The 26,649-nt window shown below is 35.7% G+C and carries 18 protein-coding genes; 14 read left to right on the top strand and 4 right to left on the bottom strand.

What is annotated here, in order from left to right; all coding sequences use genetic code 11:
* Positions 1–125: 125 nt before the first annotated feature.
* Positions 126–1,358 (bottom strand): HD-GYP domain-containing protein, encoded by a 1,233-nt coding sequence (locus Q5N69_RS12810; protein WP_304369352.1) that lies wholly within the window; start codon positions 1,356–1,358, stop codon positions 126–128.
* A 252-nt stretch (positions 1,359–1,610) separates the two neighbouring features.
* Between Q5N69_RS12810 and Q5N69_RS12805 the strand changes: the two genes are divergently transcribed.
* The 6 genes from Q5N69_RS12805 to Q5N69_RS12780 all read left to right on the top strand — a co-directional run bounded on the left by Q5N69_RS12805 (position 1,611) and on the right by Q5N69_RS12780 (position 16,202).
* Positions 1,611–4,052: a TonB-dependent receptor gene (locus Q5N69_RS12805; protein WP_304369351.1), complete on the top strand. Its 2,442-nt coding sequence runs from the start codon at positions 1,611–1,613 to the stop codon at positions 4,050–4,052.
* A gap of 121 nt (positions 4,053–4,173) precedes the next feature.
* Positions 4,174–5,847, top strand: a complete 1,674-nt coding sequence (locus Q5N69_RS12800) for a tetratricopeptide repeat-containing sulfotransferase family protein (protein ID WP_304369350.1) — start codon at positions 4,174–4,176, stop codon at positions 5,845–5,847.
* A 241-nt stretch (positions 5,848–6,088) separates the two neighbouring features.
* Complete coding sequence (locus Q5N69_RS12795) at positions 6,089–7,750, top strand: hypothetical protein (protein WP_304369348.1); 1,662 nt, start codon at positions 6,089–6,091, stop codon at positions 7,748–7,750.
* A 73-nt stretch (positions 7,751–7,823) separates the two neighbouring features.
* Complete coding sequence (locus Q5N69_RS12790; protein ID WP_304369347.1) at positions 7,824–10,529, top strand: TonB-dependent receptor plug domain-containing protein; 2,706 nt, start codon at positions 7,824–7,826, stop codon at positions 10,527–10,529.
* A 349-nt stretch (positions 10,530–10,878) separates the two neighbouring features.
* Positions 10,879–14,892: an EAL domain-containing protein gene (locus tag Q5N69_RS12785; RefSeq protein WP_304369345.1), complete on the top strand. Its 4,014-nt coding sequence runs from the start codon at positions 10,879–10,881 to the stop codon at positions 14,890–14,892.
* Positions 14,893–15,281: 389 nt separating this feature from the next.
* The gene (locus tag Q5N69_RS12780; RefSeq protein WP_304369344.1) at positions 15,282–16,202 is read left to right on the top strand and encodes a patatin family protein; all 921 of its coding nucleotides are present in this window, start codon (positions 15,282–15,284) and stop codon (positions 16,200–16,202) included.
* Positions 16,203–16,287: 85 nt separating this feature from the next.
* On the opposite strand, the gene Q5N69_RS12775 is transcribed toward Q5N69_RS12780, so the two are convergent.
* Positions 16,288–17,025, bottom strand: a complete 738-nt coding sequence (locus Q5N69_RS12775) for a dienelactone hydrolase family protein (protein ID WP_304369342.1) — start codon at positions 17,023–17,025, stop codon at positions 16,288–16,290.
* Between the two features lie 42 nt (positions 17,026–17,067).
* The gene (locus tag Q5N69_RS12770; RefSeq protein WP_304369341.1) at positions 17,068–17,715 is read right to left on the bottom strand and encodes a sulfotransferase; all 648 of its coding nucleotides are present in this window, start codon (positions 17,713–17,715) and stop codon (positions 17,068–17,070) included.
* Between the two features lie 569 nt (positions 17,716–18,284).
* On the opposite strand from Q5N69_RS12770, the gene Q5N69_RS12765 reads away from it, so the two are divergent.
* From Q5N69_RS12765 to Q5N69_RS12740, 6 genes are all read left to right on the top strand, one after another.
* Positions 18,285–19,073 (top strand): DUF3450 domain-containing protein, encoded by a 789-nt coding sequence (locus Q5N69_RS12765; protein WP_304369340.1) that lies wholly within the window; start codon positions 18,285–18,287, stop codon positions 19,071–19,073.
* Between the two features lie 23 nt (positions 19,074–19,096).
* Entirely contained in the window at positions 19,097–20,470 is a 1,374-nt protein-coding gene (locus tag Q5N69_RS12760) for a MotA/TolQ/ExbB proton channel family protein (protein ID WP_304369339.1), read from the top strand.
* Positions 20,471–20,473: 3 nt separating this feature from the next.
* Positions 20,474–21,001 carry a MotA/TolQ/ExbB proton channel family protein gene (locus Q5N69_RS12755; protein ID WP_304369338.1) on the top strand — a complete coding sequence of 176 codons (528 nt, stop codon included), beginning with the start codon at positions 20,474–20,476 and terminating at the stop codon, positions 20,999–21,001.
* A 129-nt stretch (positions 21,002–21,130) separates the two neighbouring features.
* Complete coding sequence (locus tag Q5N69_RS12750) at positions 21,131–21,544, top strand: biopolymer transporter ExbD (protein WP_076419312.1); 414 nt, start codon at positions 21,131–21,133, stop codon at positions 21,542–21,544.
* Between the two features lie 5 nt (positions 21,545–21,549).
* A complete protein-coding gene (locus Q5N69_RS12745; RefSeq protein WP_304369355.1) occupies positions 21,550–22,167 on the top strand; it encodes an energy transducer TonB in 618 nt (205 codons plus the stop codon).
* A gap of 9 nt (positions 22,168–22,176) precedes the next feature.
* On the top strand, positions 22,177–23,490 hold the full coding sequence (locus Q5N69_RS12740; RefSeq protein WP_304369336.1) for a lipopolysaccharide assembly protein LapB: 1,314 nt from the start codon (positions 22,177–22,179) through the stop codon (positions 23,488–23,490).
* Between the two features lie 133 nt (positions 23,491–23,623).
* On the opposite strand, the gene suhB is transcribed toward Q5N69_RS12740, so the two are convergent.
* Entirely contained in the window at positions 23,624–24,427 is an 804-nt protein-coding gene (suhB, locus tag Q5N69_RS12735) for an inositol-1-monophosphatase (RefSeq protein WP_304369335.1), read from the bottom strand.
* A gap of 491 nt (positions 24,428–24,918) precedes the next feature.
* Between suhB and trmJ the strand changes: the two genes are divergently transcribed.
* Both trmJ and cysE read left to right on the top strand, forming a co-directional pair.
* On the top strand, positions 24,919–25,680 hold the full coding sequence (trmJ, locus tag Q5N69_RS12730) for a tRNA (cytosine(32)/uridine(32)-2'-O)-methyltransferase TrmJ (protein WP_304369354.1): 762 nt from the start codon (positions 24,919–24,921) through the stop codon (positions 25,678–25,680).
* 28 nt (positions 25,681–25,708) lie between these two features.
* Positions 25,709–26,518, top strand: coding sequence for a serine O-acetyltransferase (gene cysE / locus Q5N69_RS12725; protein ID WP_304369334.1), 810 nt, complete (start codon positions 25,709–25,711; stop codon positions 26,516–26,518).
* Positions 26,519–26,649 lie beyond the last annotated feature (131 nt).

The raw sequence follows: 26,649 nt of genomic DNA, 5'->3' as shown, positions 1-26,649 counted from the left end.
CTTAAAATATAAAACGCCCAATGAAGTACATCAGGCGTTTTAATTAAATGACTGTCAACCTATATTAGGACGGGTCAAATTTAAATTCGATTTACTCTTTGATGATCTTTAATAAGTACATAAGATCAGGCAATAATCTCTCTAATAACTTTTCCGATATTAATTTGATAATCTTCAGGACGAGCAGCAGTGCTAATTGTTAAGGCTTCTTCATCTAATATATGTTTCTTTGATGTTATGTTTTTGTCTAGCTTAGTATTATAAAAAGCTATAGCTGTTGGATTTAAAGGATCGTTTCTATTACCTTCTGTAACAATAGCTAGGGTTTCATTAGAAAGTTTTACAAGAGATCCTACAGGATGCACGCCAATATATTTAATGAACTGCTGAACTAAACTCCTATCAAACAGTTCATTTTTAGAAATTAAATAACGTAACGCATTAATCGGTTGTTCGCCTTTTTTGTAATGCTTATTAGCCGTCATCGCATCATAAACATCTACAATGGCCGTTATTCTCGCTAGCTTAGATAACTTAGAGTCTTTTAATCCTCTCGGGTAACCTGAACCATCTAAACGTTCATGATGATTAACCAGCATATCAGTGGTGATTTTATTACTTAATCCATCACTACTACAAATCTGATGCCCCCATAAAACATGCTTTTCAACTAATCTTTGCTCATTGGTTGTTAACTTTTCTTTTTTATTTAAAACCGCTTTAGGTAGTTTAGCCACACCTACATCATGAAGTAACGCGCCTATAGCTATTTGTGTTGCGGTTTCTTTTTTCATACCAATGAATAATGAAAAACCACACATTAAAATCGCTGAATTAATAGCATGTTCCCATTGATAAGTATCTTTTTCACTGATCCTTGTCAGTATCGAAATAGCATACTCATTTCTAATAATTGAGTCGGTAATATCGTTTGCTAATTCGTTAATTGCGGTAATATTTATCTTTTGATCGGCACTAATATCATTAAATATTGTTTTAATAGTATGAGTTGCATTGTCATAAATCTTACATGATTGATGAAACTCTTCAGCAACAGAAATTTTTCTTAATACTGGTTTATGTGTGGTTTGAGATGTATTAGTTGTTGAGTTTAAAGACGTTGATTCAATCTCAGGGACATTAATGTTTTTGCTTTCTAGTGTGTTATCTTTAGTATTATCATCTCTGATAATAACACCTGTAACTCCTTGTTCTTTTAGTTGTGCAATTATGCGTTCAGATTTAACTAATCCCTTAGATTTTATTTTAATGAATTGATTATCTGATTTTACTTCTAGAACGAACATGCCGAGCTTTAATTCCTCTATAGTAATTAATTTCGACAATGTATTTTGCATAGTAAACCTTTGATATTTAATTGCTGTATGTATTTTAACACTCACCAGAAGTAGATATAATACCCCTAACATAAGACAATAATAGTTTGTCTTTAGGATTTAGGGAAAAAATCTGAGTAATATACACACAAAAACTTATGAAAATTGACTTTTATTATGTGATGTTGGGTATAAGAATAATAAATTCCAACAATGTTTTTTTATAAGAATCAAGTTTTTATAGCCTATAAATTAATTATCTCAAGGGAAAACATGAACACAAATATCAACTTATTTAAAAAATCAGCTGTTTTTATAGCTTTAAGTTCAGCTCTGGCTGTTCCAAGTTATGCGTTTGCTGAAGAAGCAAACGAAGTTAAAACACAGGGTATTGAGCGCATTCAAGTAACTGCATCACGCCGCTCTTTAAGTATACAAGAAGCGCCTTTGAACATTACTGCTTTAGATAGCGATATTATGAAAGATCAAAATATCAGCGATTTAAGTGAAGTTGCTCGTTGGGTTCCTGGTTTAACTATTCCAGAGCAAGGTGGTCGAGCTCAAAACAATATTATTGTTCGTGGTTTAAGTACTAATTCTACTTCAGCTCAAGCAGATGGCGGCACAGTAGCAACATATTTTGGTGAACAACCTTTAGAGGTTGATGTACGCTTAATTGATGTTGAACGTGTAGAAGTATTAATTGGTCCTCAAGGAACTTTATACGGTGCTGGTACATTAGGTGGTGCTATTCGTTATATCCCTAAAAAAGCTGAACTTGATGTAACGAGTGTTGAACTTACTGGTGATTTATTTCAAGGCGCAGAATCAGATAATCTTGGTGGTGAAACTAGCTTTGTTATAAACACTCCATTGATTGAAGATGTTTTAGCAGTACGCGCATCATTTAATTACTACAACGACCCAGGTTTTATTGATTATGGTTATACCGTTATCGAAGGTGGTGTTTCTAACCCAGACCCTGATTGGAATGACCCTCAAGACGTAAGTGATAATATACGTTCTGTAAAAGATGCGAATGGCGAAGAAGTATTAACAAGCCGCATTGCATTACGCTGGACTCCAACAGATTGGTTAGACGGAACATTAACGTATCTTTATCAAAAAAGTGATGTTGAAGGCCGTAGTGTTACTAACTACCAATCACTCGCACTTGATAACCCATTAAGAGATGTTGTGGGTAAATATGAGTCTGCAGAAAGATATTTAACACCTGATGAAAACAAAGATTCATTAATCAGCTTAGAAATTACCGCCGATTTAGGTTTTGCTGAGTTAGTTTCAGCAACAGGTTTTACAGAGCATGAGAATGAAGGTCAACGTGATCAAACAGATCTTTTGTATACCTTAAATTATAGCTACGAAACTTTCCCAGAGTTTTCAGCATTCACTCGTGAAACTGAAGATTACGATAGCTTTACCCAAGAAATTAGATTGGTTTCGCAATCAGAGTCAGACTTATCGTGGATTGTTGGCGGTTACTACAACAAGACTAGTCAATTTGCCTTAAGTGAGGAATACACACCGAATCATCCTTTTTCGAATCGTGAAGATGATCTTGAGTATTTACAGCTCACTGATAATGAGTCCGTTGAAAAAGCGATATTTGGTGAATTAAGTTATCAATTTACAGAGCAGTTTAATGTTACCGTAGGAGCTAGATTCTATGAGTATGAAATTAAAATAGGCTCAGCATTTACAATTCCTTTTTATGATGGTGAAGACCTTGTTCCTTTTGGTTCAACAACATTTAACCCTGAAGATGTTGAAAGAGATTCAAGTGATGGTGATGGTAGCTTATTTAAAATTAATGCTAGTTATCAAGTGACACCAGACGTTTTATGGTATGCAACTATCAGTGAAGGTTTTCGTTTAGGTGGCTCTAATGGTATTGCTTTGTGTCCAGAAGAAAACCCTCAATTATGTGCATTACCATATGAGCGTTCATATGAACCAGACACTACAACTAACTATGAATTAGGCTTCAAGAGTACTTGGTTTGAAAACAAATTACATTTTAATGCAGCTATCTATAACGTTGACTGGGATGACGCTCAAGTAAGTGGTGCGGCTACTGAAAATGGTGGGTTACCTTACACATCAAATGCTGGTAAAGCGAACAGTAAAGGTGTAGAAATTTCGTCTAGAGCTATTTTCTCTGATAATTTCTCGGTTTTTGCAAGCTATGCTTATACTAAAGCAGAATTAACATCAGACGTATATAGTTTCTTTACACAGTTAGAAACTACAGATCCTGCTTATCTCGAGTATTCTGTTCTTGATGGCGATCGTCTTCCGGGTAGCCCAGAGCATCAGTTCTCGTTTGGGTTGAACTATTCGCAAGAAGTATTTGACGATAAAATGTTAGATATTATTTACGGCCTAACAGCACAAAGCGATATTTACTCTTCAGTAGGTTTACGTTCTGAAGGAGAGGAATTACCAGGTTATGCATTAAGTAACTTATCAGCAACTATTTCTGATGATGCATGGTCAGCCACCTTGTACGTTGATAATTTATTTAATAAGTATGCTTACTCAGCTTCACGTAGTTCAGGCAGAGCAGCAGGTTTTGCAGAATTTCCAGATCAAATAAGCAACCCTGGTACTATTAATCAATATCGTGCATTCTCACACTATGTTGTGCCACCACGTACTGTTGGTATTAAAGTTACTTACGCTTTTGATATGTAATTTACTTTTTTAAATAGTATTTCTAAAAGCATTCTATTTGTTTAAATAGAATGCTTTTTTATTTTAAGACATACTATAAATCTAAAACAGGTTTCCCTTTAATAAGTAATGATGATTTAACATGACCCAAAGTATTTCCCACCTTCATAAGCAAGCCTTACAAGCATTAAATAATAAACAATATCAGCAAGCTCATGGTTTACTTATCGCGATATTGCAGCAGGATAAATACTTTGCTGATGCTTATTTTTTGTTAGGAGTGATTGCTAGCGAACATGGAAATAATGAGAAGGGCATTCAGTTATTTGAACAAGCGTTAAAAATAGCTGAGCACTTTGAATCCCAAAGCCAAAATTTAAAAGAAAGCCCTACTACAATAAATAAAATAGAATATTTAGCCCATTTAGCTAAAGCTTACTCATTGATTATCGAACCTATTAAAGCCAAGCATTATGCAGATTTAACGACCCAAGAAATAGATAAAACTAACAGTGAAATTTGTAATCAAAATAACAATAAACATCATAAAATCTCGTCATTAACCTTAGATACTTTAGGTGTTGCTTACAGTAAAATAGGCTTACATAACCAAGCTGTTCCACTATTTGAACAAGCAATAGAATTTGATGAGAATAACCCTAACTACTATTTCAATTTAGGAACTTCGCAAGTTTTTATCGGTGACTTTGAGGGAGCACAACACTCTCACGAAAAAGTGATCCAGCTCGCTCCATCATTTACTAAGTCGTACACAGCATTAAGTGCTTTAGGTAAAGTAAGTTCTAGCGCCTATAATTTAGCGTCGATGGAAATGCTGTTTGAAAAACTCATCAAGGCTGACGAAAAGTTACATATTGGTCATGCGATAGCCCGAGAATACGAAGCGCTTAACGACTACGACAACGCTTTTAAATATCTGTCTGTAGCTAAGCAAGCCAAGCTTGACTCTATCAATTATAACTTTGCTGATGATAAAGCTATGTTTGAGAGTTTATTTGATAGTTTTGCTAAAACTGACTTTCTTGAAACAGGCCATTTTCAAGAACAAAAGACAAGCAATTCAGAAGCTATATTTATTGTTGGTATGCCAAGATCTGGTACCACTTTAGTTGAGCGTATTTTGTCTCAGCATTCTGATGTAACCACCGCAGGTGAGCTTGAATATTTTTCATTATTAATGAAGAAAATGAGCCAAACAACCACTCAAAGAATTCTTGATAAAGAAACCATTGAAGCTGCTCAACAAATAAACTTTGAAGAATTAGGAAAAGCATATATCGATAAAACACGAGTTCTCACAGGTGGTACCGCAAAATTTATTGATAAAATGCCATTAAATATTTTATATGCTGGCTTTATTTTAAAAGCATTACCTAAAGCTAAAATTATTTGTTTAGATAGAAGCCCACTCGATACCATCATGAGTAATTTTAGGCAGTTATTTTCAGCTAATTCATATAATTATAATTATGCCTATAGTTTAGAAACAACAGCTCAATATTATCGTTATTTTAAAAAGCTTGCTGATTTTTGGTTAGAAAAACATCCTGATAATTTTTATCAAATCAACTATCAAGAGCTTGTTAATGAGCCTGAATTACATGCTAAAAAATTAGTTGAGTTCTGTGAATTAGATTGGCAACAGGCATGCTTACATATCAATAGTAATGCTGCACCTGTAGCAACAGCCAGTGCCATTCAAGTAAGGCAACCTATTAATAATAAATCGATAGATAATTGGAAAAAATACGATAAATACCTCAGTGAAGTAAAAAGTATTATCAATAGATCTTAAAAATTTAAAAGTTTATTCATTTGTAATATTTGACATCTTTGACTAGTAATTATAACTAACTGTAAATATTGGTTATTTTTGTCTGTGTAATATAGTTGTAACCTTTCCTAAATAAAAAATACATATTTCTAAAACATTTCTGTCATTTTCCCCCCGTAGTATCTCCGCAACTTTAGTTTAAACATTATTTAAACATTATTTAAACGTTAATTAAAACAATAAATCCTGCGGAGCAGAAAACATGCAAATGAAAACATTATTCCAAGTAAGTGCACTTACAGGTGCGTTAATACTAGCTGGTTGTGGTGGAGACATTAACATTCAACCAACCGTAAACGACAACAGTGTTACTACGACTACAACAACTAACACGACTGATTCAGAAACAGATTCTGGTACAGATACAACAACTAACCCTTGTGCAAGCCGCGGCGATTTACAAGGTGCGTATAACGGTACTGATTGTGAATATAGTGTTTCATTTGCAAGTAAAAATGTTGAAGTTGAAAACGATATTGAATTTGCAAAACTAGACAACGACGGTGTACACGTATTAAACGGTGCATTATTAATTGGTAAAGATTGTGATACTACAACTTCTTGTTCTATCGAAACTGACGGCCCAACATTAACTGTAGAAGCGGGTGCTACTTTAGCATTCACTTCAGGTGAAGCAATTATTCGTATCGCTCGTGGCGCTAAAATTGAAGCAATTGGTACATTTGATGACCCAATTATATTTACTTCAGCTAACGCTATTGCTCGTCATGATGCTGTAGGTAACGGGGCTCAATTTGCTGATTGGGGCGGAATTATCATTAACGGTATGGGTTTAACTAACCAATGTACTAACGCTCAACGTGCTGCAGAAACTTGTAACGTTGTAACTGAAGGTGTAACTAGCTACTTCGGTGGTAACGACAATGCAGACGATAGCGGTTCTATTCAATATGCAAAAATTTGGTATGCAGGTTCAGGTCCTAAAGTAGGTGGTGACGGTGATGACTTAAACTCACTTACATTAAATGCTGTAGGTTCAGGTTCATCTTTTGACTTCTTACACATTCACCAAGGTTACGATGACGGTATCGAATTCTTCGGTGGTGCTGCAACAATTAGTCATATTGCTGTAACAGATACACAAGATGATGCGATTGATATTGATGGCGGTTGGCAAGGTAAAGGCCAGTTTATATTCGTTAAACATGGCTCTGTAGAAACTAAATCAGAAGTTGTAATTCCATCTGACGGTACTGACCCAGAAAGAGTTATTGCTGCAGGTTCAGAAATCTACATGGGCAACAATGGTTTTGAAACTGACGGCGAGAAAAATGGCGGCGCAGACTATGATGAAGCTCCTGCTTCGAACCCAACAATCGCTAACGTAACTGTTATCACTACTGATGAACTATCTGTACGTGACCAAAGTGCTTCTCAAGCGATTAAGTTTGACGATGCGATTATGTCTAACTACTACAACACTTTATTCGTAAAAACTGAAGGCGCAAACGGTACAACTTGTATCGAACATTCATCAGACGGTGAGCAAAATGCTGATTCAATTGCATTTACTTCTTCAGTAATGGCGTGTGTAAATGAATTTAAAGGCGAGCAAACTTTTATCTCTGGTAAAGAGCCTGCAGCATTAACAGGTACTGCTAAAGCTGATTGGTTTGATAATTCAGGTTCAAGTGAGCGTGTAGCATCAACTTCATCAGTGTTATCTAATGATTTTGCTACAGATGTTGATTCTGCTGATATCACAGTAACAGCAACAGATGTAACAACAATAGATAGCTTCTTCGAAGAAGCAACATACATAGGTGCTGTTTCAGATGCTGATACAACATCTAACTGGTACAAGTGGGTTGATGCTGCTGTAACGGCTGCTGACCAAGATTAATCATTATCTTTTCAATAGCAAATAGGCGCTTAACGGCGCCTATTTTTTAGATGATTAATTAGGATAAAATAAAATGAATATTCAATATAAACTAAAAACAATTAGTTTAGCGGTAAGCTTAGGATTAGGTTGCGCAGTAACATCAACTTCGTTGTTTGCAGAAGAGCAAAATAATGAAATGGAAGAAGTTGTTGTTAAGGCAAGTCGTCTACAAGGCAGTGCTGCAGCAGTTGTTGAAGAAAGAAGAAATCAAGCCTTTGTTGCAGATATTTTAGGCTCTGAACAAATGTCTAAAACTGGCGATAGCGATGCAGCATCAGCATTACGACGCGTAACAGGTTTAACATTAGTTGACGGTAAATTTATTTACGTACGTGGTTTAGGTGAGCGATATTCAAGTGCACGTTTAAATGGTGCAAGTATTCCTAGCCCAGACTTAACACGTAACGTTATTCCTCTTGATATTTTTCCATCAAGTATCATTGAAAGCTTATCGGTTCAAAAAGCATTTTCTCCATCAATGCCAGCTTCTTTTGGTGGTGGTGCTATTGATATTCGAACAAAAACAGTTCCTCAAAGCTTTACAGGTAGTATTGAAGTTGGTGTTGGTTACGATAGTGAATCGAGTTCAGGTTACACATACGATCGCAATGGTAGCGGAGTTCCACAAGCTTTAAATGAAGCCATTGTTCATTACAAAGGTGATTTTAGTTTACGTAACATCATTCTTACCGATAATTTAGCTGACACAGATACCAGCACAAGAGCTGAACAAGCAGCGGTAATTAATGGTGATTTATTAAAAAGCTTACCAAGAAATTTAGTATTGAAAGATGAGTCGCTTGATCCAACTTATAACATCAAAGCAAGTTTAGGTAATTCATTTGATGAAGACTACTTTGGCGGAAGAGTCGGATTTTTAGCGGCTTTAACTTACGATAAAACCCAAATCAACACGCAAAAAACGTCATCAGTGATCAGCGAAAATTTAGTTGAAAACTGTAGTTCGGTTTTACTTACACAAGAAGACGTAACAAACTCTTGTTACAACACAACAACATCTTCAGATGTGATGACAGATAACAAACGTTTAAGTGGTGTATTTAACCTAGGTTACGAGTTAGATAGTCAGCTAGGAAAGCATAAATTATTATGGTCTAACATCTACTTAAAAGATGCTGAAGATGAAACAACTGTCGGTATTATTCAAAGCCCGAACGGAAGTACTATTAATACCATTGCAAGTAATGGTGTAGCTCAACGTGAACATCAGTTTACGTATGAAGAGCGCGAACTCAAAATCATGCAATTTATTGGTGAACATACTTTTCTTGATTACGGTGGTTTAGGCTTTGATTGGCAATACACAGATTCAGAAGCAACCACTGAAGTTCCTACCGATATTGAATATAAGTTTATCGATAGATATGAAGATAGCACTTATGTTAGCTCTTCAATAACAGGTGATGACAACCGTATTGTTGCATCGTATCTAGACCTACAAGACAATGTTACATCATATAGCGGTAACTTAACCTTACCTATTTACTTAACTGACCTTGAGTTGGAATTTAAACTCGGTTATGACTTTGCTGATAAAGGTCGTTATTACACGACATCTAGCTTTGGTGTTAATAACGATACTGGTGTTACCATTCCTGTAAGTACAGGTGCAGATAATATACTGTCAGCAACAGGTTATTTAACTGATGACCTTATTGATAACAATAGTATTTTTATAGATTTCAATGAGCCATCATCACCGGATGCTGACGATTATCTAGCAGGCCAAAAAATTGATGCGGGTTACGGTGCTTTCGATATTTTTTATAAAAACACTTGGCGTGTAAGTGGTGGTATAAGATGGGAAGGTTTCAAGCAGGTTTCTATTGCGACTTCTAGTTTAATATTTAATGGCGATGATCTAAATATTTTCTTCTCAGAAGATAATATTGCAGAAGGGACCATTCAAGAAGATGACTATTTCTCATCACTCGCATTAACTTATATGGGCGATGAAGATTATCAAGTACGCTTAAGTTATGGTGAAACTGTTATCCGTCCAGATTTAAGAGAAGTTGTACCTGTAGCGTATTTTGATCCATTAACTGACATTCGTACTATAGGACGTGTTGATTTAGAGAGTAGCCCAATTACTCACTACGATGCTCGTTATGAATCTTACGGTCAAAACGGTGATAACTACTCAATAGGACTTTTCTATAAAGACATAGAAAAACCAATCGAATCTATATTATCAGTAGGCGACCAAGATTATAGTTTAGGCTTTGTGAACGGTGAAAAAGCAACAGTTTATGGTATTGAAGCTGAATGGTTATACGATCTTTCTTGGTTGAGTGATGGATTCTTCACATCAGGTAACATTACTTTATCTGATTCAGAAGTTGAAATTGACCCAGCATTGGCGGGTAACCTAACTAATACAACAAAACGTATGAGCGGACATTCACAGTACGTTGCTAATTTACAAATGAATTACGATTCAGCAAATGGTATGCACAGTAGTTCATTAGTGTATAACGTATTTGGTGAGCGAATTCTGGCTTCAGGTGTTAGTGGTTCAGACGATGCTTACGAGCAACCGTTTCATTCATTAGATTTGGTTTACACCTACTACCCAGACTTTAACTCTAAAATTAAACTTAAAGTTAAAAACTTATTGGATGAAGACCAAGAAGTAACACAGTCAGACATTGTCGTTCGTTCAAAAGCTGTTGGTATAAATGTGAGCTTAAGCTATACCTACGACTTTGAATAAGCACTGAGCTTATTTAGAGCTTAAATATTTTATTAGGTTTTAAATATAAATTTAAAGGTCACTTCATTTATTTGAAGTGACCTTTTTTATTGGGGGGATTTTATGGAATATTATTTAATCCCTTATTTATCACTATCTGCTTAAATCTTATTAAAACACTATTATCTCAGAATGAACGGTTTACACTTTTGTCTTATATAAATATTATTTCACTAGAGATAAAATTGGTGTATAAGTTAAAAGAGACTATGATTAGTTAATACATTAATTTATTTACAGTATTTTTCGTTTAGGTGATGTTATCAGCCAGAATATTTCTAAGGACAGTAAATATCAAACACATTCTTTTGTGTGGGTAATCCTTTTTTTCGCAGTGCTTTGTTCGTTCTCTTCAAGGGCAACGATATTTTTCCAAGCTGAAGAAGCCGAAAATATTAATCACTTCCGTGCCATTCCTATTTATTTATCTGAAGATAAAGTTCAAGCTTATACTCGCCATTCTCACGAAGACAGCCAAGGATACCTTTGGTCTGCGGGTAGTGCTGGATTATTAAGATACAATGGCTACAAAAACAAAACATTTGATTTTCAAGAATCTACAAAGGAAACCGACGGAGGTGTTCCTTATATATTTAATGATAGTAAAGGTAACTTGTGGGTAGCGAATACCTATTTGTATCGTTTCGATAATAAAACAGAAAAATTCAAAGCCTTTGCTTTAGGTAAGCAATATAGAATTACCACCATCACAGAAGATTCAGAAGGCAATTTGTGGCTTTTTAATTCAAATTCAGATGTTTTTAAGTTTGATACTCACTTAAATAAACTGATCATCAATCCATTTTATAATGAAACTATCGATAGCTTCAAAATAGTTAAAAGTAGTGTTTACGACAAGGCTAATAACACGATTTGGCTTACGTCAGAGCAAGGTATTTATGGATTTAATCTTTTAAAGCAAAAACTATTCAAAGTCATTACTCCTGTTGATAAATATTTTATGAATTTTTTAATTCGTGATATTGCTCTTGATGCAAAGCGAAATACCTTATGGGTTGGTACACCTAAAGGAGCTTTGCGTATAAATACAGAATCACTTGAGGTGAAGCTTTATACTGCTGAAGATACATACGGCAGTTTACCTATTTCGGATGTGAGTGTAATTTTCGTTGATTCAGCAGGCAATATATGGCTTGGTCTAGAAAAAGCTGGGCTTTGTGTATTTAAACATTCGTCTGAAACTTTTATGTGCTTAGAAGCTTCATTGGATGGGCAGTACAAGTTACCCGTAGCTACAGTTGAAGATATTTCTGAAGACAGCAACGGTTCTATTTGGTTATCTATGAACCAATATGGATTATTCCGTATTACACCTGATCTTGAAAAATTTGTCACAATGCGAGACAGAATAACTAACTCAGATAAAGGCTATTTTAAAAACTCTTTTGATGGGATTGTTAGAGAAAATAAAGATATTTGGATAGCAACTGATGGTGGCGGTATCAATATATTTAACTACCAAACCGGTATTTATCAGTCAATAAAACATGATCCTAAAAACCCTAATTCTCTTTCTTCTAATTCAGTGATATCTCTCACTGAAGATGAAAACGGATATATTTGGGCTGGCACCTGGGCTGGGGGTGTTTCTAAAATTGATCCCGAAACCATGCTTGTCGAGCGGTTCTTAAATTATCCGGATGTTCCTGAAGATCAAACGATTGCGGGTAATAATGTTTTTGTTGTTAAGAGCGATAAAAAAGGAGGCATTTGGATCAGTGTTTGGGGCTGGGGATTACAATACCTTAATGTAGATGAACATCATTTTACTAATTTTCTTTATGGTACTGAGAAAGGAAATTTAGCCATACAGAATACTGAAATTTCTCACTTACAACTTTTCAATGAACAGCTATGGATAACGGGTAAAGAAGGTCTTGAAGTATTAGACATAAAAACAAAAATGTTTAAATTACTTTTAGGTACTGATGATTACGGTTTTACTTTTGTGTCGGTAGAGTCTTTAGAAGAAATATGGGTAGGCACCTTTAGTGGGCTTATTCGTTTTAACGCTATTTCAGGCGAGAAAATTGTTTACACAACTAAAGATGGTTTACCCGATAACGAAATATCTTATGTAAGAAAAGGGGATAACAATAGAGTATGGATCGCCACAAGTAATGGTTTAAGTGTTTTAGATTTGAGTACAAACCAATTTACTAATTATACAAAAAAAGAAGGTATGGTTGGAAACCAAATGAGCTCTCATGGTGATTTTATTCAGGTAGAAGATTTATTATATGTGCCAAGTAAATCTGGTATTACTATTATTAATCCTGATGAAATGCCTGATAATCATTATCGTCCAAAAACGATTATAAGTGATATTGAGTTTATGAATCCTGATACATTTATCACGGATTTATCCACTAAAACAAAAATAGAAATTCCTATCAAATCAAATAGCATTAAATTTGAATTTGTCGCCTTAAACTTTATCTTTCCTGAATATAATCAGTACAAGTATAGATTAATCGGCTTGCAACATGATTTTGTTCAAACTAAATCAAATGAACGTTTTGCTCGCTTTACTAACTTGCCTGCTGGGGACTATACATTTGAAGTGTTTGGCGCTAATGGCACAGGCGTTTGGGATAGTGAAGGCGATAGTTTCTCATTTACTATTTTACCTGCCTGGTGGACAACTTGGTGGGCAAAACTTCTATTTTCTGCTTTATTTATTCTTGGTATTTTTCTTATTTATATATGGCGTTTTTCTCTTAATCGAAAAAGAGAGAAAGATCTGCAGCGTCTAGTTAAAGATAAAACCAATCAGTTGCAATCTTATGCTACAGAATTAAAAAGAACGAGTCAGAGTTTAGTTAACTTAAACAGCGAGCTTGAAAATCGTGTTGAGAAAAGAACATTAGAGCTGAGATCTGAAATTAATGAACGTAAAACAGCTGAAGCTAAACTTTTTTATATGGCTTTTCATGACTCTTTAACGCGTTTACCTAATCGTGAATGGATCATTCAATGTATTGAACAATTATTATTGCGTTGTCAAAAAGAACCTGACTTGAGTTTTGGTGTTATGTTTTTAGATGGAGATCGATTCAAGCAAATAAATGATACCTTAGGGCATGTTATTGGCGACCAACTACTAAAAGCATCAGCAAAACGCTTATCAAGTTTATTAAACGAAAACCAATATGTGGGTAGATTAGGAGGTGATGAGTTTACCGTTATTGCTGAGTCTGAACATGAGCTTGGTTTCGAGATTTTGGCTCAAGAAATTATTGATGAATTTAAAAAGCCATTTTTATTAGATAATCACACGTTATATTTTAATGTCAGTATTGGTATTGTGAAATGCGATTCCCAATACAAAGATGTACCTGAAGTACTTCGTAATGCTGATATCGCCATGTACCGAGCTAAAGAATTAGGGCGTGGCACTTATCAACTATTTGATAAACAAATACAAAAGAAAACACTTGAGATGGCAGAGCTCGAAGCCAGTTTAAGGGTTGCTGTTTTAGAAAATAAATTTCATTTAGTTTACCAACCTATTATGGATTTAGAGACGGGTTTAATTAATGGCTTTGAAGCGTTAATTAGATGGAAACATCCTGAGAAAGGTTTTATTTCTCCTCTTACTTTTATCCCTATTGCTGAAGAAACAGGCTTAATTTGGGATATAGGAAAGTGGGTACTTCATGAAGCGTGTAAGCAAGCTAAGTTATGGCACGATATGGAGCTAGGATTCTCTCCTAATATATCTGTTAACTTATCAACTAACCAGTTACGTAATGCTCACTTTCTTAATATGCTTGATGAGATTATTAAAGATACAGGCATTAATCCCAAGTATTTAAAACTAGAGTTAACAGAGTCGGTACTTATTGAAAATAACCATGCGCTAAGCTTACTTTATGAAGCATTACATGAGCGTGAAATTGATTTGGCTATTGATGACTTTGGTACAGGATATTCATCATTAGCTTATTTAAATGAAATCCCCGTTCAGTATTTAAAAATAGATAAAGGCTTTGTTGAGGTTATAGATCAAAATTCTGACAGTGAAATTAATCAAGACGCTTTAGAAGTTATCAAAGCTATTATTTCTTTAGGTCAAAGTTTACGTAAGCAAGTAGTAGCAGAGGGCATTGAAACACAAACTCAACTATCGGCTTTGATAGAGCACGGTTGTGATTTTGCCCAAGGTTATTTTATGTCTAAACCTTTATCAGAAGAAGATGCGACTAAAGCACTAAAATCTAATAAAACGCTAACAGAGGGCAGTGTTAATATACCTAAAGAACAATATATATATGAGTATCAAGCTCGTTCAAAAAAATAGCTCCTCCATCCTTATTGAGCAGTGTTAATTCAAAGGTGTTAACTAAATAATGCGAGTGAATATATTTATTTCACTCGCATTATTCAACTCAATGGGGTTTAACAATTGCCAACTTTTATCACTAGACCTGTAAACACCATATCAACATCACCTATCCACGTTACATAGCTGCATTTAATATCAAAAATATCGAATGATTAACTTTAACAATAACCTTAACGTTGTTCTGTTTTATTGAATCTTGTTATCTATTTTTGTGTTTTTACTGAATAAGAAGGTTGGGTAATAATAAACATATAAAGAGTTAAGTACCCAATGCGAACTCTCTTTGATGCATGAATTCACCAATTTGGTACTCATGTCATTAACTATTACTTATTGAGAATATTATGAACGCCGTTGATTTTTACTATGAAAATAAATGTACAACCTCAGCCCCTACAAAAGGGGTAGCACTCGTTGCAGAAGGTGGTGGGCAAAGAGGTATTTTTACTGCCGGTATTTTAGATAGTTGGTTAGCGAAAGACTTTAATCCTTTTGATTTATTAATTGGTACATCTGCTGGCGCGCAAAATTTATCAAGCTATATGGCAAAGCAGTTGGGTTATGCTAAAAAATCAATTATGGAATTGTCGAGTCATCCACAATTTTTTAATTTAAAACGTTCTTTTATTGGTGGCAGTTCAGTTAACTTAGATTGGTATTTTGATCAAGTAAACAGCGCTTCTCATAAGTTAGATATTGAACAAGCTAAAGCACAAATGAAAAATCGTAGGATCCTTTTCTCGGCAACTAAATCTAAAGATTTAAGCCCTTCGTTTTTTGAACCTAAAAATGACGATTGGTTAACGCCCTTAAAAGCTTCAAGTGCTTTACCTTATTTATATAAAAATGGAGTTAAAGTTGGTGATGATTTTTACGTAGATGGCGGAGTGGCATCGCCTATTCCAATTCAAGAAGCTCATGCTCAAGGGGCAAGAACAGTAGTCGCTATTCGAACCGTACCAACTGATTATTCAGCTAAAACCCAATGGGCGCATAAATTGAAAAAGTCTTGGGTTTGTAAAACCAATAAATGTCCTAAAATATTAGACATTATTACAGAGCATGAAAACTCATATGAAAATGCGGTGAGTTTTATAAAAACGCCACCAATGGGGTTAAAAGTTATTGAAATATCTCCACCTAAGCCACTTTTAAGTAAATTAGTGGGGAGCAGTTATGCAGCACTAGAAGCTGATTACCAAATGGGCTTTGAGTTAGGCACTGAGTTTTTAAAGAACTTTAGCTGTGAGTTGTTAAACAGCTAAGAACTAAATATTTCTACTAATAGGGTTCAAGTAAATTGGTGATAGCGAACAAAAAAGCAGTCTAGTCGACTGCTTTTTTTTGATCTCAGGTTAGTTTACGTTTAAATAATTCAACCGACATCAAATAAACTTGTATCGCTAAAGCCGCATCATAGCGTTCACCTTCATCACGCATAAAAGCATGCTGAGCATTAAACTCATGCCAAGTGAAGGTGTTCTTACTTTCAAGTAACTTTTTATGGATTTTCATTCTACCTTCATCTGGAACATGAGGATCTTGCTTGCCCCAAATCATTAATAGTTCACCTTTAATATCTGGTGTTCTATTGAATGAATCGTTATCTTTTTCACAAGGTAGGGTATTTGAATGAATGTCGGTCGCGTATAAACAAGATGCGGCTAAAATATCGTTATTTAACGCAGCACGATAAGCCAAATGTCCACCAATACAAACACCCATAGCGCCAACTTTTCCTGAGCAATTATCTAAAGTACGAGCAAAGTCGATTAATGTTTGAGTATCTGAATCGTGATGCTCTAAAGGCTTTGCCCATTTATCTGCATTACCTTTGTCTTTGCCTGCATCGTCGTAACCTAATACGGTGCCAATAGGATTCAGCTCATGAAATACTTCGGGCACCAATACAATAAAACCATGACTTGCCATAATCGCCGCACTTCTAGCAATAGGAGCTGTTTGTTGAAATATTTCAGAATAAAAAATAATACAAGGATAGTTTCCTTGTGCTTCAGGCTGGTAAATGGTGGTGCGCATTACGCCTGTAGGTGTAGATAAATCTTGTTGGCTATTGGTGATAATCATCGTATCAATAAATCCTTTAATGCTCTGTTCAATAAATTTAAGTTAAATATGGTCTAAGGTTGAGCTACGGCCGTTCTTGGTTGAGTCAATTTTATGTGGATGCTTTAGGTCTTTCCAAGCAGTGACTTTTCCACCTTGATTAAGTACAGGGAAACCTGAACCTGTATGTTCATCTTGATGATTGTCTTTATTTAAAAAACTTAACATTTTTTGGTAATCACCAGGCTTTGAAATATCAATAAACAAAACAGGGTAATTGTTTTCTTCAAAAAACTGAGTGACAGCTGCTTTATGTTTGTTATAGCAAGCTATTAGAAAATCATCACTGTTAATATTTTCTAAAGTAAAAGGTGAAAATATCTCGCCGTAGCAGCGTTTAATAATCGGATTAAAGCCACCGTCATCACGTACAACATTATTATACATACGTAATAATAATTGCTTAATAGAAGGTATCCACTTTTCAGAGTCGCGCGTTAAATAAATAAATTGGCTGTTAGGGTAATATTGAAACAATTCTTTATAGTCATTAAAAATCGGCGTGTCAGCTAGCGCATTAGCTTTCTCGAATGTAGTTTGAGTGTAAGCAGTATGGGCTACATGATAGTTAAGAGAAAGTAAGGTTGAACAAATACTGGTGGTGCCTGTTCTAGGTAAGCCTAAAACGAAAACTTTGGCTGATTGATTCATATTAATTTGTTCATACCTGTTTAGGGCCTGTTGATCTTTCAGGGTTAAATTTTATTCAATTTAAAACGGATTTAATCGCGATGTGAGCTTTGTCTAATAGTCATTCTATTATAAAAGCGAACAGCAATGAGTAAATTCGTTTTAAATGAACCCAAAGGGCAGCATATGTTTGAAATTTATACAGCGTTATCGTATGTTCGAGTAGCCAGCTACACGTCATATACTCTGCCTTGTCTAAATATCAAACATATTGCTGTAAAAATAATCTCGAAAGATCAACAGGCCCTAATATCTTTTAAAGAAATAAAGCCTTTAATAATAAGACAGTATTTTAGGGGAAAGTTGTAACGAACACTATCTCAAATACACTTTATTGTGTTTTAACTTATCCATCTGTATTTCATCAAAAGTCGTTAACATCCTGTTAATACGCGACTAACTGTAAAAAAAATGTCACGTAACTGTCATTTAATAAATCTGCAACATTGGTGAAACCTAGTTGTAATATTCGACCTTTAATATACGCCCAATTATAGAATTATATTGAATTTCAACATAAGGTTTTCACTATGAAATTGTCTACTTTGGCTAAAGCAAGTTTGCTTTTAAGTGCAAGTGCGCTAAGCCTATCAACATTTGTAAACGCTGCTTCAGCAACAGAAGAACCATTATCACAAGTTGTAGATGCTGGAAAAACAATTAATGAATCAGCAAATAAATCGCAACGCCGCGTAGATAATATCAGCGAGCAAATTCAAACCAAACTTCAACAATTTAAAACAGTTAACAAAGAAGTTGATGGTTTACGTGTTTACAACAAACAAATGAATACTCAAATCGACAATCAGCTAACAGAGTTAAATCAGTTAGCGGTTTCAATGGAACAAGTCAGTATTATTGAACGCCAAGTTTCACCATTAATGGCGCGCATGATTGATACATTAGAAACTTTTGTTGCATTAGATGTGCAATTTTTACCTGAAGAACGTACTGAGCGTATCGCGGGTTTAAAGAAAATGATGGAACGTGCAGACGTTTCAGTATCTGAGAAGTTTCGTCGTGTATTAGAAGCTTATCAAGTTGAAGTTGAATATGGACGCACCATTGAAGCTTACAACGGCTTATTAACCGTTGATGGTAGCGAGCGTGATGTAGACTTTTTACGTATTGGTCGTGTGAGTTTGGTGTATCAAACACGTGACGGACAAAAGCTAGGCTTATGGAATAACGAGACTAAGTCTTGGGATGAACTTCCTGCTGAATATCGTTCAGACATTAATAAAGGTTTACGTATTGCTCGTAAGCAACTTGCCCCAGATTTAATCATTGTGCCTGTAGCGCAAAACTCAGCCGAATAAATACGGTAATAGGAATTATAAAAATGAAAAAATTAAGCCAATTTTTTTCACTGGTTGTATTAGCTCTATCAGCTACAAGTGCAACTGCTCAAAATGCTTCATCTCTTGATGATCTTTTAAAGCAACTTGAACAAGGTAACATTGCACAAACTGAACAAAATACAGCTCGTGAAGCCGAGTTCAATGCTAAAAAATCTGAACAAGATCGTTTACTTAAGCAAGCTAAAAACACACGAGATAACGAAGTAAAACTAAGTACAGAGTTAGAAGCAACGTTCCAAAATAATGAAATTGAATTAGCCAATAAGTCTGAAGCCTTAACTAAACGTATGGGTGAATTAAAAGAGCTATTTGGTGTACTTCAACAGGTTGCAGGCGATACCAGAAGTAAATTTCAAACTTCAGTGGTTTCAGCTCAAATAGCTGACCGCGGTGTGTTTTTAGATGATTTTGCACAAAGCATGGGGTCATCATCAAAGCTTGCATCAATTGAAGAAATTGAACGTTTATGGTTCGAACTTCAACGTGAAATGACGCAAAGCGGTAAAGTACATAAATTTAGCCGTGAAGTAGTAAAAGTAAATGGGCAAAAAGTTAAAACTGACGTAGTACGTGTTGGTGGCTTTAACTTAGTGTCTGACGGCAAATACTTAGAATACGTAGATGAAACCGGCAGTGTTGCTGAGTTAATTAGACAACCTTCAGATCGTTACTTATCAAGTGCTGCTGAATTAACATCAAATGCATCGGGTGTTGTTCCTTTCGCATTAGACCCTACAGGCGGTTCAATCTTAGGTCTTCTAGTACAAGCGCCTAACTTGCAAGAACGTGTTGATCAAGGTGGCTCAGTTGGTTATGTAATTTTAGCTATTGGTTTAATTGGTTTGTTAATTGGTGTTGAGCGTTTTATCTCATTAACCATTATTGGCGGCAAAGTTAACAGCCAACTTAAAAACACTACAGCGTCTAAAAACAATCCTTTAGGTCGAGTAATGTTAGTAAAAGACGAGAACGACAGTGCTGATGCTGAAACATTAGAGCTTAAATTGTCTGAACGCATCTTAAAAGAAGTACCCGTTCTAACTACCCGATTAACCTTTATTAAAATTATATCAGTAGTTGCACCACTTATCGGCTTACTTGGTACCGTTGTAGGTATGATTAACACCTTCCAAGCGATTACATTATTCGGAACAGGTGACCCTAAGCTGATGGCTGGTGGTATATCACAAGCTCTTGTAACTACGGTGTTAGGCTTAGTTGTAGCTATTCCAATGGTATTTATCTCAACCATTCTAAACACACGTAGTCGCGGCATTATTAATATTCTACAACACCAAAGTGCGGGTATTTTAGCTGAACGCTTTGAGTCTGAAAAAACAGGTAAAGGAGCGTAAACCATGATTTTATTCATCGAAATGATGAATAGCATTCGTGAGTTTCTTGATACGGGTGGGCAAGTTCTCACCGTTATCGCCTTTGTTATTTGTTTGATGTGGCTCTTAATCTTTGAACGTATGTACTTCTTTTTACGTAGTTATAAATTCGTAAAGGCTGACATGGTTCAACGTTGGGAAAGTAGAGCAGACAAGCGCTCATGGAGTGCTGAGCAAATTAGAATAGCAAACGTTTCAAGAGCAACTGAAATGCTAAAGCAAAATGTACCACTTATTCAAAGTTTAGTTGTTTTATGTCCGTTATTAGGTTTATTAGGCACAGTAACCGGCATGATTGAAGTATTTGATGTAATGGCAATTTCAGGTAGCGGTAACGCAAGGTCAATGGCATCAGGTGTTTCTAGAGCAACCATTCCAACAATGGCTGGCATGGTAGGTTCATTATCAGGTGTATTTGTTGTTACCTGGTTACAGCGCAAAATAAAGCGCAGAACTCAGCAACTTGAAGACAGTTTACCAATGGCTCACTAATTCCATCAGTAAGCTTTATCAGTAAAGCTATACCAGTAAGAAAGACATAATAAATTGAAACCTTGCTTTTATTCATAACATTGAAAGAGCAAGGGATTTACATAAAAGTTCACAGTAGGGTAGAAAAACATGCGTTCTCAATTATCACAAGTATTGCAAGAGCAAGAAGAAGCAGAAGAAATTAACATGACACCTATGTTGGATGTTGTTTTCATTCTATTAATATTCTTCATTGTAACCGCTTCATTTGTTAAAGAAGCAGGTATTGAAGTTAACCGACCTGAAGCTGCTACAGCCGTTAAAAAAGAGCGCGCTAATATTTTAGTAGCCATTAGCGACAAAGGTGAAATTTGGATCAATAAGCGTCGTGTTGATGTGCGTGCGGTTCAAGCAAACATTGAACGTTTAAAAGCTGAAAATCCACAAGGTACTGTGGTTATTCAAGCAGATAAAAAAGCCACCACCGATGTATTAATTAAAGTGATGGATTCAGCTCGTGCTGCGGGTGTTTACGATGTTTCAATTGCGGCGCAAGAGGCATAACCATGATGAATAAAAGTGGTCGTTATTTATTTGGCCTATCTTTCGCTGTTGTTGTTACCTTTGCTTTGTTGTGGGGAATGCAGGCACTTATTACTGGTGGAAACAATGCGTTGACTGAAGCGCCGCGTGGTAATGTTCTTGATTTTATCCGCTTAAAGAAAGAGCAAGATGTAACCAAGAAAGAGCGCAAACCACAAAAGCCAGCTAAACCAAAAACACCGCCACCACCTATGGTGCAGCCGCAAATGCAACAAGCTAATCCAAATGCTGATGCAGTAAGCTCTAGCTTTGCTGCCGATATTCAAGCAGATGCGTCTTTAGCAGGTGGTTTAAGTTTAGATACAGGCGATGGCGATTACTTACCTATTGTAAAAGTAGCTCCAATTTACCCTCGTAGAGCACAATCTAGAGGTATAGAAGGTTATGTAATTGTAGAGTTTACGGTAACTAAAACAGGTGCTGTTCGAGATCCGTTTGTTATTGAAGCTGAACCTGCAAGTATATTCGATCGAGCAGCCATGGACGCAGCACTTAAGTTTAAATATAAACCACGTGTTGTTGATGGTGTTGCGATGGAAGTTGCAGGTGTACAAAATAAAATATCGTTCCAAATAGGGGAGTAGGAGAGAGTTATGATTAAAAAACTATCATTATCACTATTATCAGCAGCCGTACTTTTTAGTGCCTCAAGTGTAATATCCAACGAACTAGGTGGCACGATAGCGCAAGCACAAGAGAATGCTGCAAGTAATGACACCGTAAAAGTGCCTGCTATGCGTAATCGTGTTTATACCCAATTAGCACGTGCACAAAAATTAGCAGACGAAGGTAATAAGCAAGAAGGCTTAGCTGTTTTAGACGAAGTAAAAGCTCGCATTAGTAGTTTAAATAGCTACGAGCAAGCAATGCTTTGGAACTTCTATGGCTTTATGCATTACGGTAACGATAATTTACCACTTGCTATTGAGAACTTTGAAAAAGTTGTTGCTGAAAAAGCTATTCCACTTTCTTTACGTACATCGACATTATTTTCGTTAGCGCAACTCTCAATGCAACAACAAAACTATGATCAATCACTAAGCTATTTAGAGCAATGGCAAAAAGTTAATACTAAGCCATTAACTAGTACTCAGCAGATGTTATTTGCGCAAATTAATTATCAAAATAAAGATTACAAAACTTCTCTTCAGTATGTGAATGAAGCAATAGAGCTTGCCCTAACAAAAGATGAAACACCAAAAGAGAACTGGTTTATCTTACAGCGTGCAAACTATTACGAATTAAAGCAGCCTGAAAATGTAGTTAAAGTGATAGAAGATTTGATTCGTTTTCACGATAAGCCAAAGTACTGGATACAGCTTAGTGGCATGTACGGTGAAATAGGTGAAGAAGAGAAACAACTGGCTGTTATGGAAAGTGCATATCAAGCTGGTTATGTAACAACGTCGCAAGACATTATTACATTAGTACAGCTATATCGTTTTCATGGTGTTCCTTACAAAGCCGCTAAGTTATTAGCTAAAGCAATTGAAGATGGAAGCGTAGCAGCGGAAGAGAAATATTTAGATATGCTAGCTCAGTCTTACATTGCGGCTAAAAATGACGAAAAAGCGATACCTGTACTTGTTAAAGCGGCTGAAATTGCTGAAACAGGTAAATTTGATGCTTACTTAGCACAGTCATACCTCAATCTTGAAAAGTGGAACCTAGCTATAGCATCAGCTAAGAAAGCCATTAAGCGCGGTGGGGTTGATCGTTTAGGTAACATGCATTTAGTGATTGGTATGTCTAACTTTAACTTAAAGAAATTTGATGCTTCTTTAACAGCTTTTGAAGATGCACAAAAGCTAAAAGAAACCAGTAAAACAGCTAATCAATGGTATCAGTATGTGAAACGTGAACAAGATGCACACATGCAATTAGCTATGTTAAATAAAGCAAGCTAGATAATTAAAGCTAACCAATAAAAAAGGCCAAAGAAGTTTCCCTCTTTGGCCTTTTTTTATATCTATTTCTCGTCCAGAAATTCGTCTTGTTTTGGAATAAGTAAAGAACTTATCCCAAGTGCAAGCTAATTACTTACTTGCTTAATGCTTCACCTAAGTGAGGACGAATATCTTTTAAAATTTCTTTAGCTAATCTTGGACCAGCCGCAACAATGTTGCCAGAAGCTGTGTGATTATGACCACCAGTAAAATCTGTTACTAGTCCGCCAGCTTCAATCACTAATAATTCACCTGCAGCCGTATCCCAAGGTTTTAAACCTATTTCGAAGAAACCGTCTACACGACCTGCAGCAACATAAGCTAAGTCTAAAGCAGCAGAGCCACTACGACGCATGTCAGCAGTTTTTGTGAATAAAGATTTGAATATATTTAAGTAAGCGTCAGTGTGTTGCTTACATTTGAATGGGAAGCCTGTAGCTAAAACAGTACTGTTTAACTCTTTAAGAGGTTTAACTCTTAATTTAAAGTTATTTAATTGAGCACCTTTACCACGGCTTGCTGTAAATAGTTCACCACGAATTGGGTCATAAACTACAGCTTGGTCTAACTTACCTTTAACTTTTAATGCAATCGAAACTGCAAAGTGAGGAATGCCTTTTACAAAATTGGTTGTGCCATCAAGCGGGTCGATGATCCATTGGTAATCGTCGTCTTTGCCTTGTAAAATACCACTTTCTTCACAAATGATTGTGTGATCAGGGTATGATTTACGAATTGTTTCTATAATCGCTTCTTCAGCGCTTATGTCTACATTAGTTACAAAATCATTTGTGCCTTTTGATTGAACTTCAACTTTATCAACTTGCTCAAACGCACGAACAATAACTTTTCCAGCCACACGCGAAGCACGTATAGCGATATTAAGCATAGGATGCATAACAACTACCTTATTTTATAAACAGCATTTTAAAAGAACGAGAAACTTGAACGCAGAGCGAAAATCAAGCGGCGCAAAGTATAGCAAATTAAATAACTGATGGCGACAAAATTAATTTAGTTCGTATAAGTACAAAAGCTAAGTTTAGCTTAGCAGAGCGGAAGTTTTAATTAATCGATACAAATCATGTTTTTAGTTTTACTGATTTATTGTTACTTGTTGTTTTTTTCATAAACTAACTTCGACTAAACAAGTACTAAACGCAATAAAGAAGATGATTTTTGTCAGTACAAGCGTGATCTTCTGTGATAACATTATTTTATAATTTTAGACGTAACTATCCACTGGATCCTGCATCATTAAGCAGATCGAGTATTAATAGGTAATTCCATTCAGGTTTATTCCATAACTTTCTGTAAAGTTTAAACAAGCCCTAATGTTAAAAAATTAAATTACCTAAATATTGAGAGTAATAAATAATGCCAAGTTCTTTGTTAGATAATGTACGCATTGTCTTAGTAAACACATCTGATTGTCGTAATATTGGTTCAGCTGCAAGAGCAATGAAAACCATGGGCTTAAGCCAATTAATATTAGTAGACCCAATTGAAATGCCAAATGGTCAAGCGCAAGCTTTAGCCGCTGGCGCTACTGATGTTTTAGCAGGCGCTAAAGTTGTAAGTACATTAGAAGAAGCAATTAGTGATTGTGGTTTAGTTGTTGGTACCAGCGCACGCTCACGTACATTACCTTGGCCAATGTTAGAGCCTAGAGGCTGTGGTGAAAAGCTGATTGAAGAAGCAAATAACTTTCCAGTTGCTTTAGTGTTTGGACGTGAAAGTAGTGGTTTAACAAACGATGAACTGCAACTTTGTCACTTCCATGTACAAATACCAGCTAACCCAGAATACAGCTCGTTAAACTTAGCAATGGCAGTGCAAACATTAAGTTATGAAGTGCGTACTAGCTTTTTAATTGCTGAAAACGCGAAACATAACAAGCCTGACGCTCCATTAGCTAATACACAAAATGCTGAAGATGAAGAATATCCAGTAATAGAAGAAACTGAACGTTTATATCAACATTTTGAAGATGCTTTAAAAGCTACTGGCTTTATTGTTCCAAGTCACCCTGGTTTAGTAATGACTAAATTGAGACGTTTATTAAACCGTGCAAGACCAGACAATAAAGAAGTTAAAATGTTACGTGGCATGCTGGCGTCTGTAGAACGTGCAGCAAAAAATAAAGCCTAAATATAGTACTAAAAGTAAAGGATAGAATATGTTCAGCCGCATCAAAGAAGATATCAATAGTGTCTTTGATAGAGATCCAGCAGCACGTACTTCATTTGAAGTGTTAACTAATTACCCAGGTATGCATGCAATATGGATACATAGGTTAAGTCATAAGCTATGGAAAGCTGAATGGAAATTGTTGGCGCGTTTGCTTTCAACTTTTTCTCGTTGGTTAACTGGTGTAGAAATTCATCCAGGCGCTACTTTAGGTAGACGCTTCTTTATCGATCACGGCATGGGTGTTGTGATCGGTGAAACCGCTGAGATCGGTGACGACTGTACTTTATATCACGGTGTTACCTTAGGTGGCACCAGTTGGAATGCCGGTAAACGTCATCCTACATTAGGTAATAATGTGGTTATTGGAGCTGGCGCTCAAGTTTTAGGTCCTATTACTATCGGTAATGGTGGCAAAGTGGGGTCTAATTCAGTGGTTGTAAAAAGCCTACCTGAAAATGCAACCGCTGTTGGTATACCTGCTCGTATTGTAAACCTTAATAAAGCAGAAACAGAACAATCTGAACGAGAAAAAGCTGCACGTAAATTTGGTTTTGATGCTTATGCTATTTCTGGAGACAATCCAGATCCAGTGGCTAAAGCAATTGGTCGTTTATTAGATCATATCCACTTAATGGACACTAAAGTTGAGGACTTATGCAAAGAGGTTAATCAACTAGGTGGAAATGTTTGTCAGCGATCTTTACCTGAACTACGTGTTGGTGAATTTGTTGAAGACGAGCTCAACGCAGCCAAACGCAGAGAATCTGTTGTTAAAGCCTTTGATCCACAGATTTAACATTCTATTTATAAAATTCTTATATATATCATAAACATAAATACCTGAGTAAAATAGTCGGGTATTTATGTTGACTCTCATTATATCTCGCGTAAAATACTTGACTAGATTACTTGGTTATTAAGTTGACT

This window comes from Pseudocolwellia sp. AS88, from assembly GCF_030551755.1.
Lineage (GTDB): Bacteria > Pseudomonadota > Gammaproteobacteria > Enterobacterales > Alteromonadaceae > Pseudocolwellia.
This window is presented reverse-complemented; position numbering and strand designations above follow the sequence as displayed.

Excerpts from the sequence above, each read along its gene's own strand:
- Q5N69_RS12810 (WP_304369352.1), bottom strand. The coding sequence starts at position 1,358 with ATGCAAAATACATTGTCGAAATTAATTACTATAGAGGAATTAAAGCTC.
- Q5N69_RS12805 (WP_304369351.1), top strand. The coding sequence starts at position 1,611 with ATGAACACAAATATCAACTTATTTAAAAAATCAGCTGTTTTTATAGCT.
- Q5N69_RS12800 (WP_304369350.1), top strand. The coding sequence starts at position 4,174 with ATGACCCAAAGTATTTCCCACCTTCATAAGCAAGCCTTACAAGCATTA.
- Q5N69_RS12795 (WP_304369348.1), top strand. The coding sequence starts at position 6,089 with ATGCAAATGAAAACATTATTCCAAGTAAGTGCACTTACAGGTGCGTTA.
- Q5N69_RS12790 (WP_304369347.1), top strand. The coding sequence starts at position 7,824 with ATGAATATTCAATATAAACTAAAAACAATTAGTTTAGCGGTAAGCTTA.
- Q5N69_RS12780 (WP_304369344.1), top strand. The coding sequence starts at position 15,282 with ATGAACGCCGTTGATTTTTACTATGAAAATAAATGTACAACCTCAGCC.
- Q5N69_RS12775 (WP_304369342.1), bottom strand. The coding sequence starts at position 17,025 with ATGATTATCACCAATAGCCAACAAGATTTATCTACACCTACAGGCGTA.
- Q5N69_RS12770 (WP_304369341.1), bottom strand. The coding sequence starts at position 17,715 with ATGAATCAATCAGCCAAAGTTTTCGTTTTAGGCTTACCTAGAACAGGC.
- Q5N69_RS12765 (WP_304369340.1), top strand. The coding sequence starts at position 18,285 with ATGAAATTGTCTACTTTGGCTAAAGCAAGTTTGCTTTTAAGTGCAAGT.
- Q5N69_RS12760 (WP_304369339.1), top strand. The coding sequence starts at position 19,097 with ATGAAAAAATTAAGCCAATTTTTTTCACTGGTTGTATTAGCTCTATCA.
- Q5N69_RS12755 (WP_304369338.1), top strand. The coding sequence starts at position 20,474 with ATGATTTTATTCATCGAAATGATGAATAGCATTCGTGAGTTTCTTGAT.
- Q5N69_RS12750 (WP_076419312.1), top strand. The coding sequence starts at position 21,131 with ATGCGTTCTCAATTATCACAAGTATTGCAAGAGCAAGAAGAAGCAGAA.
- Q5N69_RS12745 (WP_304369355.1), top strand. The coding sequence starts at position 21,550 with ATGAATAAAAGTGGTCGTTATTTATTTGGCCTATCTTTCGCTGTTGTT.
- Q5N69_RS12740 (WP_304369336.1), top strand. The coding sequence starts at position 22,177 with ATGATTAAAAAACTATCATTATCACTATTATCAGCAGCCGTACTTTTT.
- suhB (WP_304369335.1), bottom strand. The coding sequence starts at position 24,427 with ATGCATCCTATGCTTAATATCGCTATACGTGCTTCGCGTGTGGCTGGA.
- cysE (WP_304369334.1), top strand. The coding sequence starts at position 25,709 with ATGTTCAGCCGCATCAAAGAAGATATCAATAGTGTCTTTGATAGAGAT.